The 14,855-nt window shown below is 56.9% G+C and carries 13 protein-coding genes and 1 pseudogene; 7 read left to right on the top strand and 7 right to left on the bottom strand.

Translation table 11 applies throughout. The annotated features are described in order from the left end of the window. Positions 1–25: 25 nt before the first annotated feature. Positions 26–610, bottom strand: a complete 585-nt coding sequence (nfuA, locus tag GHO25_RS01700; protein ID WP_019409695.1) for a Fe-S biogenesis protein NfuA — start codon at positions 608–610, stop codon at positions 26–28. A gap of 112 nt (positions 611–722) precedes the next feature. Next, positions 723–3,020 carry a fatty acid cis/trans isomerase gene (locus GHO25_RS01705; protein WP_153373101.1) on the bottom strand — a complete coding sequence of 766 codons (2,298 nt, stop codon included), beginning with the start codon at positions 3,018–3,020 and terminating at the stop codon, positions 723–725. A gap of 151 nt (positions 3,021–3,171) precedes the next feature. On the opposite strand from GHO25_RS01705, the gene metH reads away from it, so the two are divergent. Further along, complete coding sequence (gene metH, locus GHO25_RS01710; protein ID WP_153389701.1) at positions 3,172–6,882, top strand: methionine synthase; 3,711 nt, start codon at positions 3,172–3,174, stop codon at positions 6,880–6,882. Between the two features lie 85 nt (positions 6,883–6,967). Here the strand turns inward: metH and gorA are convergent, their stop codons facing one another. Next, positions 6,968–8,326, bottom strand: a complete 1,359-nt coding sequence (gene gorA / locus GHO25_RS01715; protein ID WP_048373373.1) for a glutathione-disulfide reductase — start codon at positions 8,324–8,326, stop codon at positions 6,968–6,970. A gap of 135 nt (positions 8,327–8,461) precedes the next feature. Beyond that, positions 8,462–9,301 (bottom strand): UTP--glucose-1-phosphate uridylyltransferase GalU, encoded by an 840-nt coding sequence (gene galU / locus GHO25_RS01720; protein ID WP_048373375.1) that lies wholly within the window; start codon positions 9,299–9,301, stop codon positions 8,462–8,464. Positions 9,302–9,584: 283 nt separating this feature from the next. Between galU and GHO25_RS01725 the strand changes: the two genes are divergently transcribed. Beyond that, positions 9,585–9,770, top strand: a complete 186-nt coding sequence (locus GHO25_RS01725) for a hypothetical protein (RefSeq protein WP_082148795.1) — start codon at positions 9,585–9,587, stop codon at positions 9,768–9,770. 38 nt (positions 9,771–9,808) lie between these two features. Here the strand turns inward: GHO25_RS01725 and GHO25_RS01730 are convergent, their stop codons facing one another. From GHO25_RS01730 to GHO25_RS01740, 3 genes and pseudogenes are all read right to left on the bottom strand, one after another. After that, positions 9,809–10,726, bottom strand: a complete 918-nt coding sequence (locus GHO25_RS01730; RefSeq protein ID WP_372240917.1) for a c-type cytochrome — start codon at positions 10,724–10,726, stop codon at positions 9,809–9,811. Between the two features lie 5 nt (positions 10,727–10,731). Continuing rightward, positions 10,732–11,383 (bottom strand): annotated as a pseudogene (locus GHO25_RS01735) (cytochrome c). Between the two features lie 184 nt (positions 11,384–11,567). Beyond that, positions 11,568–11,921, bottom strand: a complete 354-nt coding sequence (locus GHO25_RS01740) for a hypothetical protein (RefSeq protein ID WP_048373380.1) — start codon at positions 11,919–11,921, stop codon at positions 11,568–11,570. A 210-nt stretch (positions 11,922–12,131) separates the two neighbouring features. Between GHO25_RS01740 and GHO25_RS01745 the strand changes: the two genes are divergently transcribed. The 5 genes from GHO25_RS01745 (at position 12,132) to modB (ending at position 14,855) form a co-directional block, all read left to right on the top strand. Next, the gene (locus GHO25_RS01745; RefSeq protein WP_048373382.1) at positions 12,132–12,434 is read left to right on the top strand and encodes a DUF1883 domain-containing protein; all 303 of its coding nucleotides are present in this window, start codon (positions 12,132–12,134) and stop codon (positions 12,432–12,434) included. Between the two features lie 32 nt (positions 12,435–12,466). Beyond that, positions 12,467–12,631 carry a hypothetical protein gene (locus GHO25_RS26060; RefSeq protein ID WP_088500292.1) on the top strand — a complete coding sequence of 55 codons (165 nt, stop codon included), beginning with the start codon at positions 12,467–12,469 and terminating at the stop codon, positions 12,629–12,631. A gap of 5 nt (positions 12,632–12,636) precedes the next feature. Next, on the top strand, positions 12,637–13,293 hold the full coding sequence (alkB, locus tag GHO25_RS01750; protein WP_048373383.1) for a DNA oxidative demethylase AlkB: 657 nt from the start codon (positions 12,637–12,639) through the stop codon (positions 13,291–13,293). A 113-nt stretch (positions 13,294–13,406) separates the two neighbouring features. Continuing rightward, a complete protein-coding gene (modA, locus tag GHO25_RS01755; protein ID WP_153389703.1) occupies positions 13,407–14,174 on the top strand; it encodes a molybdate ABC transporter substrate-binding protein in 768 nt (255 codons plus the stop codon). Further along, positions 14,175–14,855, top strand: coding sequence for a molybdate ABC transporter permease subunit (modB, locus tag GHO25_RS01760; RefSeq protein WP_153389704.1), 681 nt, complete (start codon positions 14,175–14,177; stop codon positions 14,853–14,855).

The following is a 14,855-nucleotide window of genomic DNA, read 5'->3' on the forward strand; positions in this document are numbered from 1 at the left end:
CAGCGAACACCCTGTTACTGATCACTCAGTAGTAGGCGTTTTCTTTCTGCGAGTGGTCGGTCACGTCACGCACCCCCTTAAGCTCGGGCACGCGCTCAAGCAAGGTGCGCTCAATGCCTTCGCGCAGGGTTACGTCTGCCTGGCCGCAGCCCTGGCAGCCACCACCGAACTTGAGCACGGCAATCCCGTCTTCAACCACTTCAATCAGGCTGACCTGACCACCGTGGCTCGCCAAACCGGGGTTGATCTCGGTTTGCAGGTAGTAGTTGATACGCTCGTTGATCGGGCTATCAGCGTTAACCATTGGCACTTTGGCGTTCGGCGCCTTGATGGTCAGCTGGCCACCCATGCGGTCTGTGGCGTAGTCCACCACCGCATCTTCGAGGAACGCTTCGCTGAACGAATCGATCCAGGCCGTGAAACTCTTCAGGCCAATGGCAGTATCTTCAGGCTTCACTTCATTGGGCTTGCAGTAGGCTATGCAAGTTTCAGCGTACTGGGTGCCCGGCTGGGTGATAAAGACGCGGATGCCGATACCCGGGGTGTTCTGCTTGGACAGCAGATCAGCCAGGTAATCGTGGGCGGCGTCGGTAATCGTTATGGCGCTCATGGAATCTCCTCGCAGACATGGGGGGCAGTTTACGCCAATCGGCGCGCCTGACAAAGTCCTAGTGTTTTTGTCAGGCAATCTGCCCTCTCTTGTTAAATTATTACCGGCCGCATTACAGGTTTTCGTAGCGATTCATGTCCAAAACACCCGCTTCAACCGGATCGGTCTCATTGATGTACTCGCCAATATCATGGAAGTACTGCCAGAACTGCGGGTTGCTGCGGCGAACGCCCCACCGCTCGACGATAGCCTCAAAGCTTTTCTGATCTTTGGATTGCTCCATCGCTTCGACAAACGCCTCAACATCAGCCGCCGGAATGTTGAACATGAAGTTCGGGTAACTGCTGAGCACGCCCGGGAAAATAGTCAGCGTGTCCAACCCGGGTTGCAGGCGGTAGGCCTCGCCGAGCATAAAGGCCACGTTGCTGTGGGCACGGTTGCGCAACATGCTGTACATCTCGCGGTCACCGTTGTTGCCTTCAATGCGCAGCATGGTCGCTTCCGGCAATTGATTGATGACCGCCAGCCCCGCTGCCGGACGCGCAGTCAGACGGCTGAGTGATTGCTCGGCGAACTGGAACTCCTGTGCAATATCAGGTCGCGAGCAATAAGCGCCGGTGCAACGGTTAATCGGATCCGGGTTGGCATTCAAGGTGCCAGCGCGGTCAATTAACTTGAGGGCAAAGTCACGCTTTGGATCAGTCGGATCGAGGATCATGCCGGTTGGCGTGCTGGTGTCGATTTTTTCGTAATCCAGCCACATCTTGATCTTGCCGCTGTTCTGGTACCAGTCACTGAGGATGCTGGCGCGCGAGTCTGCCGGCATCAGGCGCAAAAAGTTGGCCTCAGCACCGTTACGGATCAAGTCAAAGTACAACCGCGTCTGAGCCTGATGCGAAACGTTGCCGAACACATCAAAGTTGACCGCCAACTGATAGTAGGTTCGCTCGAGCAACGGAAAGTCGAACAGCCACATCGTCTGCGGCACTTCACCGATCAAGCCCTTGGTGACGCTGGCGCTGTCAAAGTGCCGAAAGATCGTCAGCAGCGCATTGTCATTGCCCGCCCACAGAGTTGCCCAGCTGGGAGGCGGCATGTCGGCGTAAGCATCTTGACGCAGTTTTACGTATTCATTGCGCTTGTCACGGAAGCTGTGCCACAGCGAAAGAACACTGCCGACGTCATCGTTCTGCCCCGGCATCGCCAGCAATGGCGTTGCTTCGCCCCGATAGGCGGCATCCGTGATATAGCGGTCGTGGGCAGGTTCCTGGAACAGCGCCCAGAAGTTGTCACGGATTACGTCCGTGGCAATTTGCCCGCGGCACACCGGCCCGCGAATAAAGGTGCGCACAAAATACTCGGCGTTATCGAGCATGAACTGATAACGCGCCACGGCCGGGATCGCTTCAAAGGTTTCAAACGGGTTGGCGCGGCTGCGCGGCCCGTAACCCGGCAGCGAAGTGGCATGCCAGTCGCCGCTATAAAACAGCTGCTTGACCCGCTCAAGTTTTTGCTTGCCCATCGGGTAAGTGATGTGGGTTTTGTGCACGATCACGCCTTGTACCGGCATTAACCGGTAATAGAACGTGGTGCCCGGATCATCATTTGGACGGCGGGTGGCGATCAGGTCAATCGGCTGACCGCTCGGCGTGCGCGAACGCACCCACTGGAAGAAATGCCCTGGCACGCCGTTGTCAAAATACGTATGGGCGAGGAACAAGTGTTCGAACAGCCAGCGCCCGACCAACGCCTCTGTTGAGCCCGGACGATTGAGCAGCGCTTCCCATTCAGCAATCTGCGCCGCTTCACCTGCGCTTGGCTTGATAGCATGCTGGTCAACCGGTGCGCCTTGCTTGAGCCAGGTCTGCACGGTTTGGTATTGCTTGTCGGTGAGGCCGGTGACGGCCAGGGGCATGCCTTCTTTAGGGTGTTTTTGGGCGTAGGCATCGAACTCGCCCGGCGCGGGGCATGAGTTATCTCGGTTCAGCCCCAGGACGATTTCTTCTGGCAACTTGGCATTGGGCGTCAGCGGGGTGTTATGGCCCAGCTCAAGCATCCGCTCCATCAAGGCCGCTTGCGCGCCTTGCGCATCGAGCACCGAGTAAAAACCTTTGCGGCGCCACTCATCCGGGCCGCTGGCATCGTAGAAAATCCGCGTGGGTGCAACCGGTGTAGTGCGGTCTCCTTTATAGACAGGCACTTTACTGGCGCCACGGGTAGCGCCCTCGGCACTGCCCAAATTGAGCTGGCAGGCGGCGTCGTTGCACGCATGGCAAGCAACGCATTTTTCGGTAAGGATCGGCTGTATGTCCCGTGTGTAGGATATAGCCGGACTCGCCAGCGGGGCTTGTCCCAGCGCTGTACTACACACCACCAGCGTCACGGCGCCGGTGAGTAGGCGAAAAAACATGTGCCATTGTCCTGATATTGAAATGTCGCGATTCTACCCGTGCTACACGTCTTTCAACATGAGCTGAATTCATGCAAATCTTCCGGCGCTCAAATTAGGCGCAGGTTTGTTATGATTTGCCATCTTTTGCATGGCTCTAACAGGTAGTCCTATGTCTGACCGCAGCGCTCGTATCCAAGCACTTCAGCAAGCCCTCAAAGAGCGCATTCTGATTCTCGATGGCGGCATGGGTACTATGATCCAAAGCTACCGCCTTGAGGAACACGACTATCGTGGCACGCGTTTTGCCGATTGGCCGAGCGATGTCAAAGGCAACAACGACCTTTTGGTCATCACCCGCCCGGATGTCATTGGCTCGATTGAAAAAGCCTACCTGGATGCCGGTGCCGACATTCTCGAAACCAACACCTTTAACGCCACTCAAGTTTCCCAGGCCGACTACGGCATGCAGGCCCTCGCCTACGAGCTAAACGTAGAAGGCGCACGCCTTGCGCGCAAGGTGGCCGACGCCAAGACCCTTGAAACCCCGGACAAACCGCGTTTTGTTGCGGGAGTGCTCGGTCCGACCAGCCGTACCTGTTCGCTGTCGCCAGACGTCAACAACCCCGGCTACCGCAACGTTACCTTCGATGAACTGGTGGAAAACTACACCGAGGCCACCAAGGGCCTGATCGAAGGCGGCGCCGACCTGATCCTGATCGAAACCATTTTCGACACCTTGAATGCCAAGGCCGCGATCTTCGCCGTGCAAGGCGTGTTCGAAGAGCTGGGCTTTGAGTTGCCGATCATGATCTCCGGCACCATCACCGACGCCTCCGGCCGCACGCTGTCGGGCCAGACCACCGAAGCGTTCTGGAACTCTGTGAGCCATGCCAAGCCGATTTCGGTGGGTTTGAACTGCGCACTGGGCGCCAGCGAACTGCGTCCTTACCTCGAAGAGTTGTCGAACAAGGCCGACACCCACGTCTCGGCTCACCCCAACGCGGGTTTGCCAAACGAATTCGGCGAGTACGATGAACTGCCTGCACAAACCGCCAAGGTGATTGAAGAGTTCGCCCAAAGCGGTTTTTTGAACATTGTCGGCGGCTGCTGCGGTACCACGCCGGGCCACATCCAGGCCATCGCCAATGCCGTGGCCGGTTACGCGCCGCGCCAGATCCCGGACATCCCGAAGGCTTGCCGCCTGTCGGGCCTTGAGCCGTTCACCATTGATCGCAGTTCGTTGTTCGTCAACGTCGGCGAACGTACCAACATCACCGGTTCTGCGCGCTTTGCCCGCCTGATCCGTGAAGACAACTACACCGAAGCCCTCGAAGTGGCCCTGCAACAAGTTGAAGCCGGTGCGCAGATCATCGACATCAACATGGACGAAGGCATGCTGGATTCGAAGAAGGCGATGATTACCTTCCTCAACCTGATTGCCGGCGAGCCGGATATCTCCCGCGTACCGATCATGATCGACTCCTCCAAGTGGGACGTGATTGAAGCGGGCCTCAAGTGCATTCAGGGCAAAGGCATCGTCAACTCGATCAGCATGAAAGAAGGCGTCGAGCAGTTCATCCACCACGCCAAACTGTGCAAGCGCTATGGCGCTGCCGTGGTGGTGATGGCATTTGACGAAGCGGGCCAGGCTGACACCGAAGCACGCAAAAAAGAGATCTGCAAACGCTCCTACGACATTCTGGTCAATGAAGTCGGCTTCCCGCCGCAAGACATCATCTTCGACCCGAACATCTTCGCCGTGGCCACCGGCATTGAAGAGCACAACAACTATGCAGTGGACTTCATCAACGCCTGCGCCTACATCCGCGATGAACTGCCGTATGCCCTGACCTCGGGCGGTGTGTCCAACGTATCGTTCTCGTTCCGTGGCAACAACCCGGTGCGTGAGGCGATCCACTCGGTGTTCCTGCTGTACGCCATTCGCAGCGGCCTGACCATGGGTATCGTTAACGCCGGGCAACTGGAAATCTACGACCAGATCCCGGTTGAACTGCGCGATGCCGTCGAAGATGTGGTGCTCAACCGCACCCCGGACGCCACGGACAACCTGTTGGCGATTGCCGACAAGTACAAGGGCGATGGCAGCGTCAAAGAGGCCGAGACCGAAGAATGGCGCAGCTGGGACGTCAACAAGCGTCTGGAGCACGCACTGGTCAAGGGCATCACCACCCATATCGTCGAAGACACCGAAGAGTCGCGCCTGTCCTTCAGCCGCCCGATTGAGGTGATTGAAGGCCCGCTGATGTCGGGCATGAATATCGTCGGCGACCTGTTTGGCGCGGGCAAAATGTTCCTGCCGCAGGTGGTGAAGTCCGCCCGCGTGATGAAACAGGCGGTGGCCCACCTGATCCCGTTTATCGAACTGGAAAAAGGCGACAAGCCAGAAGCCAAAGGCAAGATCCTCATGGCCACGGTGAAAGGCGATGTGCATGACATCGGCAAGAACATCGTAGGTGTGGTGCTGGGTTGTAACGGCTACGACATCGTTGACCTGGGCGTTATGGTGCCTGCGGAAAAAATTCTGCAAGTAGCCAAAGAACAGAAATGCGACATCATCGGCTTGTCCGGTCTGATTACTCCGTCACTGGATGAAATGGTGCACGTCGCCCGTGAAATGCAGCGCCAGGACTTCCATCTGCCGCTAATGATCGGCGGCGCCACAACTTCCAAGGCGCACACTGCGGTCAAGATCGAACCCAAGTATCAAAATGATGCTGTGGTTTACGTCACCGACGCCTCGCGGGCCGTGGGCGTGGCTACCCAGCTGCTGTCCAAGGAACTCAAGGCCGGTTTTGTCGAGAAAACCCGCGAAGAGTACGTTGAGGTGCGCGAGCGCACGGCAAACCGCAGCGCCCGCACCGAACGCTTGAGCTATGCCGCATCGATTGCCAAGAAGCCGCAGTTCGACTGGGCCACCTACCAGCCCGTCAAACCGACGTTCACGGGCGCCAAGGTGCTGGACAATATCGACCTCAAGGTGCTGGCTGAGTACATCGACTGGACGCCGTTCTTTATCTCTTGGGACCTGGCCGGCAAGTTCCCGCGCATCCTCGACGACGAAGTGGTCGGCGAAGCGGCAAGAGCGTTGTACGCCGACGCGCAAGAGATGCTGAAAAAACTGATTGATGAAAAGCTGATCAGTGCGCGGGCGGTCTTTGGTTTCTGGCCTGCCAACCAGGTTAACGATGACGATCTGGAGCTCTACGGTGACGACGGCAAACCTTTGGCCAAGCTGCATCACCTGCGCCAACAAATCATCAAGACCGATGGCAAACCAAACTTCTCGCTGGCCGACTTTGTTGCGGCAAAAGACAGCGGCGTGACCGACTACGTGGGCGGCTTTATCACCACCGCGGGGATCGGCGCCGAAGAAGTGGCCAAGGCCTACCAGGATGCAGGCGACGACTACAACTCGATCATGGTCAAGGCCCTGGCCGACCGTTTGGCCGAGGCTTGCGCCGAGTGGCTGCACCAACAAGTGCGGACAAACTACTGGGGCTATGCCAAGGATGAGCACCTGGACAACGAGGCGTTGATCAAAGAGCAGTACAGCGGCATCCGCCCTGCTCCCGGCTACCCGGCGTGCCCGGACCACACTGAAAAAGCGACGTTGTTTGCCTTGCTGGACCCAGAAGCACAAGAAATGCGTGCAGGCCAGAGCGGCGTGTTCCTGACCGAGCACTACGCAATGTTCCCGGCAGCTGCGGTGAGCGGCTGGTACTTCGCGCACCCGCAAGCGCAGTACTTTGCTGTAGGTAAAGTCGATAAAGACCAGATCGACAGCTACACCGCGCGTAAAGGTCAGGACCTGAACGTGACCGAACGCTGGCTGGCGCCTAACCTTGGCTACGACAACTAAGTAAAAACCCTGTAGGAGCGAGCTTGTCTCGCGATCTTTTGAGTGTTTAAAAGATCGCGAGGCAAGCTCGCGCCTACAAAGGGATTTACCGTTTAACTGGCGTGCGCATGGTGACGAATTCTTCAGCCGCCGTCGGGTGGACGCCGATGGTTTCGTCAAAATGCTGTTTGGTTGCACCGGCTTTCAAGGCAATCGCCAATCCCTGCACGATCTCCCCCGCCTCTGGCCCTACCATGTGGCAGCCCAGCACTTTATCGGTGTCGGCATCGACCACCAGCTTCATCAACGTACGCTCCTGACACTCGGTCAGGGTCAGTTTCATTGGGCGGAAGCTGCTCTCGAAGATCTGCACCTTGTGCCCGTCTTCAATGGCCTGTTCTTCGCTCAGCCCCACCGTGCCGATGTTCGGCAAGCTGAACACCGCCGTCGGGATCATGCGGTAATCCACGGGGCGATACTGCTCAGGCTTGAACAGACGACGCGCAACCGCCATGCCTTCGGCCAAAGCCACTGGCGTGAGTTGCACACGGCCAATCACGTCACCAATCGCCAGAATCGACGGTTCGGTGCTCTGGTACAGGTCATCGACTTGCACAAAGCCGCGCTTGTCGAGTTTGACCCCGGTATTTTCCAGCCCGAGGTTGTCGAGCATCGGACGGCGCCCCGTCGCGTAGAACACGCAATCGGCTTCTAGCTCACGGCCGTCTTTAAGGGTGGCCTTGAGGCTGCCATCTGCCTGCTTGTCGATGCGTGCAATGTCTGCGTTGAACTGCACGTCCATGCCGCGCTTGGTCAGCTCTTCATGCAGGTGTTTGCGCACTGCGCCGTCAAAGCCACGCAGGAACATGTCACCGCGGTACAACAACGACGTCTGGGCGCCCAGGCCGTGGAAGATCCCGGCGAACTCCACGGCGATGTAGCCGCCACCCACCACCAGCACGCGCTTGGGCAGTTCTTTGAGGAAGAACGCTTCGTTGGAGCTGATTGCCAGCTCATGCCCCGGAATCTCCGGGATCTGCGGCCAGCCGCCCGTTGCGATCAGGATATGTTTGGCCGTATGACGCTGGCCATTGACTTCAACCTCATTCGGTCCGGTCAGTTTTGCGTGACCTTCCATCAGGGTGACGCCACTGTTGACCAGCAGGTTGCGGTAAATACCGTTGAGGCGGTGGATTTCGCGATCTTTGTTGGCGATCAGGGTCGCCCAGTCAAAATTCGCTTCACCCAGGCTCCAGCCAAAGCCGGACGCTTGCTCGAAGTCTTCGGCGAAGTGCGCACCGTAGACCAGCAGCTTTTTCGGCACGCAGCCCACGTTCACGCAGGTACCGCCCAGATAACGGCTTTCTGCTACCGCCACTTTGGCCCCAAAACCCGCAGCAAAGCGTGCAGCACGCACACCACCGGAACCCGCACCAATTACAAACAAATCAAATTCGTAGGCCATTTCTCTCTCCTAGGCAGGCCATCAGCATAATCGCTCCAGCGCGATTGACCAGCGCCGACGGTTAACGCGAGGCAAATAAACGACAAAGCCACCCGAAGGTGGCTTTGTCTTGCAACGTTCTACACGCAGGCTCTGTTAGTAAGCCTTGCCGGTTTTGTAGAAGTTTTCGAAGCAGAAGTTGGTTGCTTCGATGTAGCCTTCAGCACCACCGCAGTCGAAACGCTTGCCTTTGAATTTGTAGGCAATCACGCAACCGTTTTGCGCCTGTTTCATCAGGGCGTCGGTGATCTGGATCTCGCCACCTTTACCCGGCTCGGTCTGCTTGATCAGGTCGAAGATGTCCGGAGTCAGGATGTAGCGGCCGATGATGGCCAGGTTCGATGGCGCGTCTTCCGGTGCTGGTTTTTCAACCATGTTGCGCACGCGGTACAGGTCATCACCAATCAGATCGCCAGCGATGACGCCGTACTTGTTGGTTTCTTGCGGATCAACTTCCTGGATCGCGATGATGGTGCAACGGTACTGGTTGTACAGTTTGACCATCTGCGTCAGTACGCCGTCGCCTTCCAGGTTTACGCACAGGTCATCTGCCAGTACCACGGCAAACGGCTCGTCGCCGATCAGCGGGCGGCCAGTCAAAATGGCGTGGCCCAGGCCTTTCATTTCGGTTTGACGGGTGTACGAGAACGAACACTGATCCAGCAGGCGACGGATGCCTACCAGGTATTTTTCTTTGTCAGTGCCCTTGATCTGGTTTTCCAGCTCATAGCTGATGTCGAAGTGGTCTTCCAGTGCGCGTTTGCCACGTCCTGTGACGATAGAAATTTCATTCAAGCCAGCGTCCAGTGCTTCTTCAACCCCGTACTGGATCAGTGGCTTGTTCACCACCGGCAGCATTTCTTTTGGCATGGCCTTGGTCGCTGGCAAAAAGCGAGTGCCGTAACCGGCTGCTGGGAACAAGCATTTCTTGATCATATGAGTCCTTAAAAGGGCTGTACGTTCGAATTTTGGCGCAGTCTAATCAGGCGGCATCGACGTTACAATGCCCCGAATAGCAAACTGATGCCAACCTAGATGAATTTTTAGCCAACAAGTTCATTAATTACTTATTTTTCAACTACTCATCGACTGGGTGAAGCGGTTAACACGCCTGCAGCTGCTCCAGGCAGATTGCGGCCAAACGCCATATCACGAGGCCAACGCCCTCGATTGGCGGTATTATTGCCGCCGTTTTCGATTCTTAAAGGTCCCAGCTTCGATGTCAGCCACAAAAAGCGTCAACGGTTACCTGATAAAAAATGTCAGTTCAAAAGAATGGTGGATGGTCGCTCCATCAGGCGAACACGTCGCGGGACCATTTTCCTCGGAAAAAGCCGCAATCGAGGTTGCCGAAGTCTTTGAAGACCTTGCTGGGCCAGCACCTCGCGGGCGCAGCAAGGATTGAGCATAGACGCTTCTGCCGCCTGAGGGCGGCAGCCTTGTTTATTGGGTACCGACACCTATCAACACGCCATTAAGGGTCTGCCCGTAAGCATTCACACCATCATTGGCGTGGTACTTGAGTCGGGTTTTCTCGACCGAGCCTTCTACCAGCCGCGGATCCTGCGGCCGCTCATGGGTATTGATGTAGGCGGCCACATCCCACGCTTGTTCATCGCTCAAGCTGTTGGCCTTGCCCAGTGGCATGTTGTGTTTGATAAACGAGGCAGCGGTGTTGATCCGGTGCATGCCGGCCCCCCAGTTATAAGACTCCTTGCCCCACAGCGGCGGCATCACGTAATCAGCGCCAACCTTTTGCCCCTGGCCATTATCGCCATGACAAATCGCACACTGGTCCTTGTAGACCACAGCGCCCCGCGCCAGATCGTAGCCACTGGCGGGCTGCGCGACATCCGGATAGCCACGCCCCGGCAACTCGACACCCACCGGCGCTTTGGTCGATAACCAATAGGCATACACCGACAATGCGGTGATCTCACGACTGTCGGCCGCAGGGGGCGTGCCGCCATTCATGCTGAACTGAAAGCAGCCCTGCAAGCGCTCGGCAAAGGTGTTGACCTTGTCGTTCTTCTTTCGATAGGCCGGGTACATCGGGTAAGCACCCCATAGTGGCGCCGAATTGGCCATGCGCCCCTGATCCAGGTGGCAGTTGGTACAGTTCAGGCCATTGCCCACGAACTGCGGGGCTTGGCGCTTGGTATCGACAAACAGCGCATAACCGTCTTTAACCATTTTTCCGTAAGCGTTATCCGGCAGTTCGCTTTCCAGCGGCGGCTGGAAATACTCCGGGCCGTGGCCACTCACCGGCGGGATTTTGATCTGGCTCTGATCGTCCATGGCGATCGTGGCGGCCAGGACGACAGGGCTCAATAGCATCGACAGCGCGCAAGCAGGCATCATGCTTTTCATGGCGCGACCTCCTTGTGGCCCACGGTTGAGAAATACTCGGCCACGGCTTTGACTTCGTCCTCACTCATGGCCTTGGCGATATGGCCCATCAAGTCGTTGGGGTCATTCTTGCGCGAGCCATCGCGCCAGGCATTCAACTGCGCCACCAGATACAGCGCAGGCTGATTGGCCAGTGGCGGGAAAGCGCTGCCCACCCCTGCCCCGCCCAGCCCATGACAACTCACGCACTCCGGGATTTGCCGATCCCAGGCGCCACGCAATGCCAGCGTTTCCCCCCACGCCTTCAGGCATGCTGCTTCGATTGATCAGCGGGACTGGCGGCGCCGGCATCGCAGCAATAGCCTGGGTGACCAAGGCAATTTCGTCATCAGTCAAGGCCTTGGCCAGCGGCTGCATCACAGGACTGACCCGTTTGCCACTTTGGAAGTCGCGAAGCTGTTTGCTCAGGTAGTCAGCAGAAATACCGGCTAATCGCGGAAAACCTGCAGGTGCCAGCCCCATGCCATCAGCCCCGTGGCAAGCCACACACGCCAGGGCACCGGGCTGTGCCCCGCCCTGCAGGTAAATGTTGGCAGAGGTTTGCGCCTGTACGCTGTTGAGCGTGAGCAGCACTACGCCGCCCAACAGCACTCGGTTAAGTGGAATCATGACCCACTCCATTATTGTTATAAGTTTAGGCCTAAAAAATATAAGCCTTATGGAGCGTAGGGGAATTCCGACAGAGTCACAACCAATGAGCAAAGGAACCCGGCAAACAGGCATAAAAAAACCTGACGCAGCCTTGAGCCGCTGTCAGGTTTTATGGGGAACGCGGGCGAATCAAGTGCCTGCGTTACTCTCCAGAAATACAATGTGTAGCTGACTGACGAATGTCCCCCGGGCGAACCGGCACATTGGACATGCTTTCATAGACCTTGATGCTGCTGCCGCCTGAACGCTCTTCGATATCAATGACCGCCGTTGGATTGGAGGTCAGCTTTTGCGGCACGATAATCCTCAGCCCATCTTTGTGCGGCTCGATCTGTGGGTCGTTTCGAGTTTTGGACAACTGTTGCACCAGGCATTGAGCATAGGCGTCCGGTTTTTTGCCCGAAATAACATTCAGGGTAGGAATCGTGTGTTCGATATCCGTCACTGAAGCACAGCCACCCAACGCCAGCACCGCCACCAAAACGCCCCACTTCATACAATTCCTCCGTTAAAGACCCTAAGACAGTAAATCTTTAACTTTGCTCCCTGATGTCAGGGAATAAGTTTTCAACAGTGGCCAATTATCTGCCTTTTACGTCAGACTCGCCTGAACCACGGCATAATAAGCGCCTTTAGACCCAAGCTTGGACTAAAGCACGTGCTATCGTGCTGATTTTTTGGCAAAAGCCCCCTTTTTGGAGCCCACATGAAGTTCATTCACCAGCGCGAGCACCTTAACGAAGACGACATTGTCGTTATCGAGTGCTCCCAGCCCTGCAACATCCGCCTGATGAGCGATGCGCACTTTCGCAGCTTCAAGAATGGCGGGCGCCACTCTTATCACGGCGGCGCATTCAAAGACTTCCCGGCTCGCATCACCGCGCCAAGCACCGGTTTCTGGAACATTACCATCGATACGGTAACCACCCGTGCCATCAGCGTGACCCGCAAGCCCTCGTTCAAGCCTACGATCAAGATCGTACGTCGCTCGACCTCCAAGCTGCGCTAAGCCTGACACCTCTTTAATAGACAGGAAATATTGTGGACACCGTTAAATACGTCATCAAGTACAAGCTCAGCGACGAACGCCGCTTTGACTTTGCCCAGCTCAAAACCGGCAGCGAAGAAGAAGCACGTGAAGCACTGAAAAAGCTCCACGGTGATACCGAGGTATTTACCGACATCAAGGTCAGCAAGGCGCTCTAAGCCCGATGACGCTCGACCTGTTTGGCGAAGAAGACCTGCAGCAGCCTGCCCGGATCGAACGCATCGGTGCGCAGGCGTTTGTGCTTCGCGGGTTCGCCCTGCCGTGGGTCGAGGCACTGTTAAGCGCTCTTGAGGCCGTGTTGCAGCAATCGCCCTTCAGGCACATGCAAACCCCCGGCGGTTTTACCATGTCGGCCCGTTTAAGCAGTTGCGGTGATTTGGGCTGGACCTCGGACGGCCACGGCTACCGCTACAGCCCTGTTGATCCAGTCAGCGCGACGCCCTGGCCGCACATGCCAGAGGCCTTTTTCGACATCGCTGCTGGCGCCGCGAGCGCGGCTGGTTTTGCAGGTTTTGTACCTGATGCAGGGCTGATTAATACCTACAGTCCCGGCGCAAAAATGTCCCTGCATCAGGACAAAAACGAACGTTGTTACGATGCCCCCATCGTCTCGATTTCTCTGGGCCTGCCTGCGGTCTTCCAATTTGGCGGTTTTCAGCGCAGTGACCCGGCGCAGAGGATCTCTCTGTTTCATGGCGATGTGGTGGTGTGGGGCGGCGTCGATCGCTTGCGTTTCCATGGCGTACTGCCGATAAAACCGGGCAACCATCCAGAGTTGGGCGAGCAGCGCATCAATATCACCCTGCGCAAGGCAGGCTGAGGCATAGCACAGGGCTATATATTTTTTTATATACCGTCTATCTTCCTCTAGCCCGACCAAAACCAACCCAACAATTCGGGCAGCTCACGCTTCTAAAGGAATGGAGTTACGCCATGAATCTTCGCGCTCGACACTTTGCCCCCTCCGCGCTTGCGGCACTGATCGGATGTTTTGCGTTTACTTCAGCGCAGGCCGATGACGTTCAGGTAGCCGTCGCGGCCAACTTCACCGCGCCGATTCAGGCCATCGCCAAAGACTTTGAAAAAGACACCGGGCACAAAGTGATCGCTGCGTATGGCGCCACAGGTCAGTTCTACACCCAGATCAAAAATGGCGCCCCGTTTGAAGTCTTTCTGGCAGCCGATGACAGCACGCCAGAAAAACTCGAAAAAGAAGGCGATATCGTCCCGGGCTCACGTTTCACTTACGCCATCGGCACGCTGGCACTGTGGTCAGCCAAAGACGGCTACATCAATGGCACTGACGAAGTGCTGAAGCAAAACCAGTTCAAACACCTGTCTATCGCCAACCCTAAAGCGGCCCCTTACGGCCTCGCGGCTACGCAAGTGCTGGCAAAACTGGGGCTGACTGACGCGGTCAAAGGCAAGATTGTTGAAGGCCAGAACATCACCCAGGCCTATCAATTCGTCTCGACGGGCAATGCCGAGTTGGGTTTTGTCGCCCTGTCGCAGATCTATAAAGACGGCAAAGTCAGCGAAGGTTCCGCCTGGCTGGTGCCAGAAGCCTTGCACGATCCGATCAAACAGGACGCGGTGATCCTGAAGAAGGGTGAGAATAATCCCGCTGCCAAAGCCCTGGCTGAATACCTGAAAGGCCCTAAAGCGGCGGCCATTATCAAATCCTACGGTTATCAGCTGTAAATGCCACTCTCGAGTGCTGACTTTGCGGCCATATGGCTGACCCTGAAGCTGGCGTCACTGACCACAGTCATTCTGCTACTGGTCGGCACTCCGATCGCCCTGTGGCTCGCGCATACCCGATCACGGCTGCGCGGACCGATTGGCGCTATCGTGGCCTTGCCGCTGGTGCTGCCGCCCACCGTCATCGGTTTTTATCTGTTACTGGCGATGGGCCCGCATGGCTATGTCGGGCAGCTCACCCAGGCCATGGGGTTGGGAACGCTGACCTTCAGTTTTGCCGGGCTGGTGATCGGCTCAGTGATTTATTCAATGCCCTTTGTCGTTCAGCCTTTGCAGAACGCGTTCACCGCCATCGGTTCCAGACCTCTGGAAGTTGCCGCCACGTTGCGGGCCAATCCTTGGGATTGTTTTTTTACCGTGGTGCTACCGCTCGCACGCCCCGGCTTTATCACTGCAGCAATTCTGGGCTTTGCCCACACGGTCGGTGAGTTTGGCGTGGTGCTGATGATTGGCGGCAATATCCCGGAAAAAACCCGCGTGGTTTCCGTGCAAATCTACGACCACGTTGAAGCACTGGAATATGCCCAGGCGCACTGGCTGGCAGGCGCCATGGTGGTGTTCTCATTTCTGGTGCTGTTGGCGCTGTACTCAAGCCGCAAATCTCAAAGCACCTGGAGTTGA

Source organism: Pseudomonas sp. FSL R10-1350 (assembly GCF_009600525.1).
Classification (GTDB): Bacteria; Pseudomonadota; Gammaproteobacteria; order Pseudomonadales; family Pseudomonadaceae; genus Aquipseudomonas; species Aquipseudomonas helleri.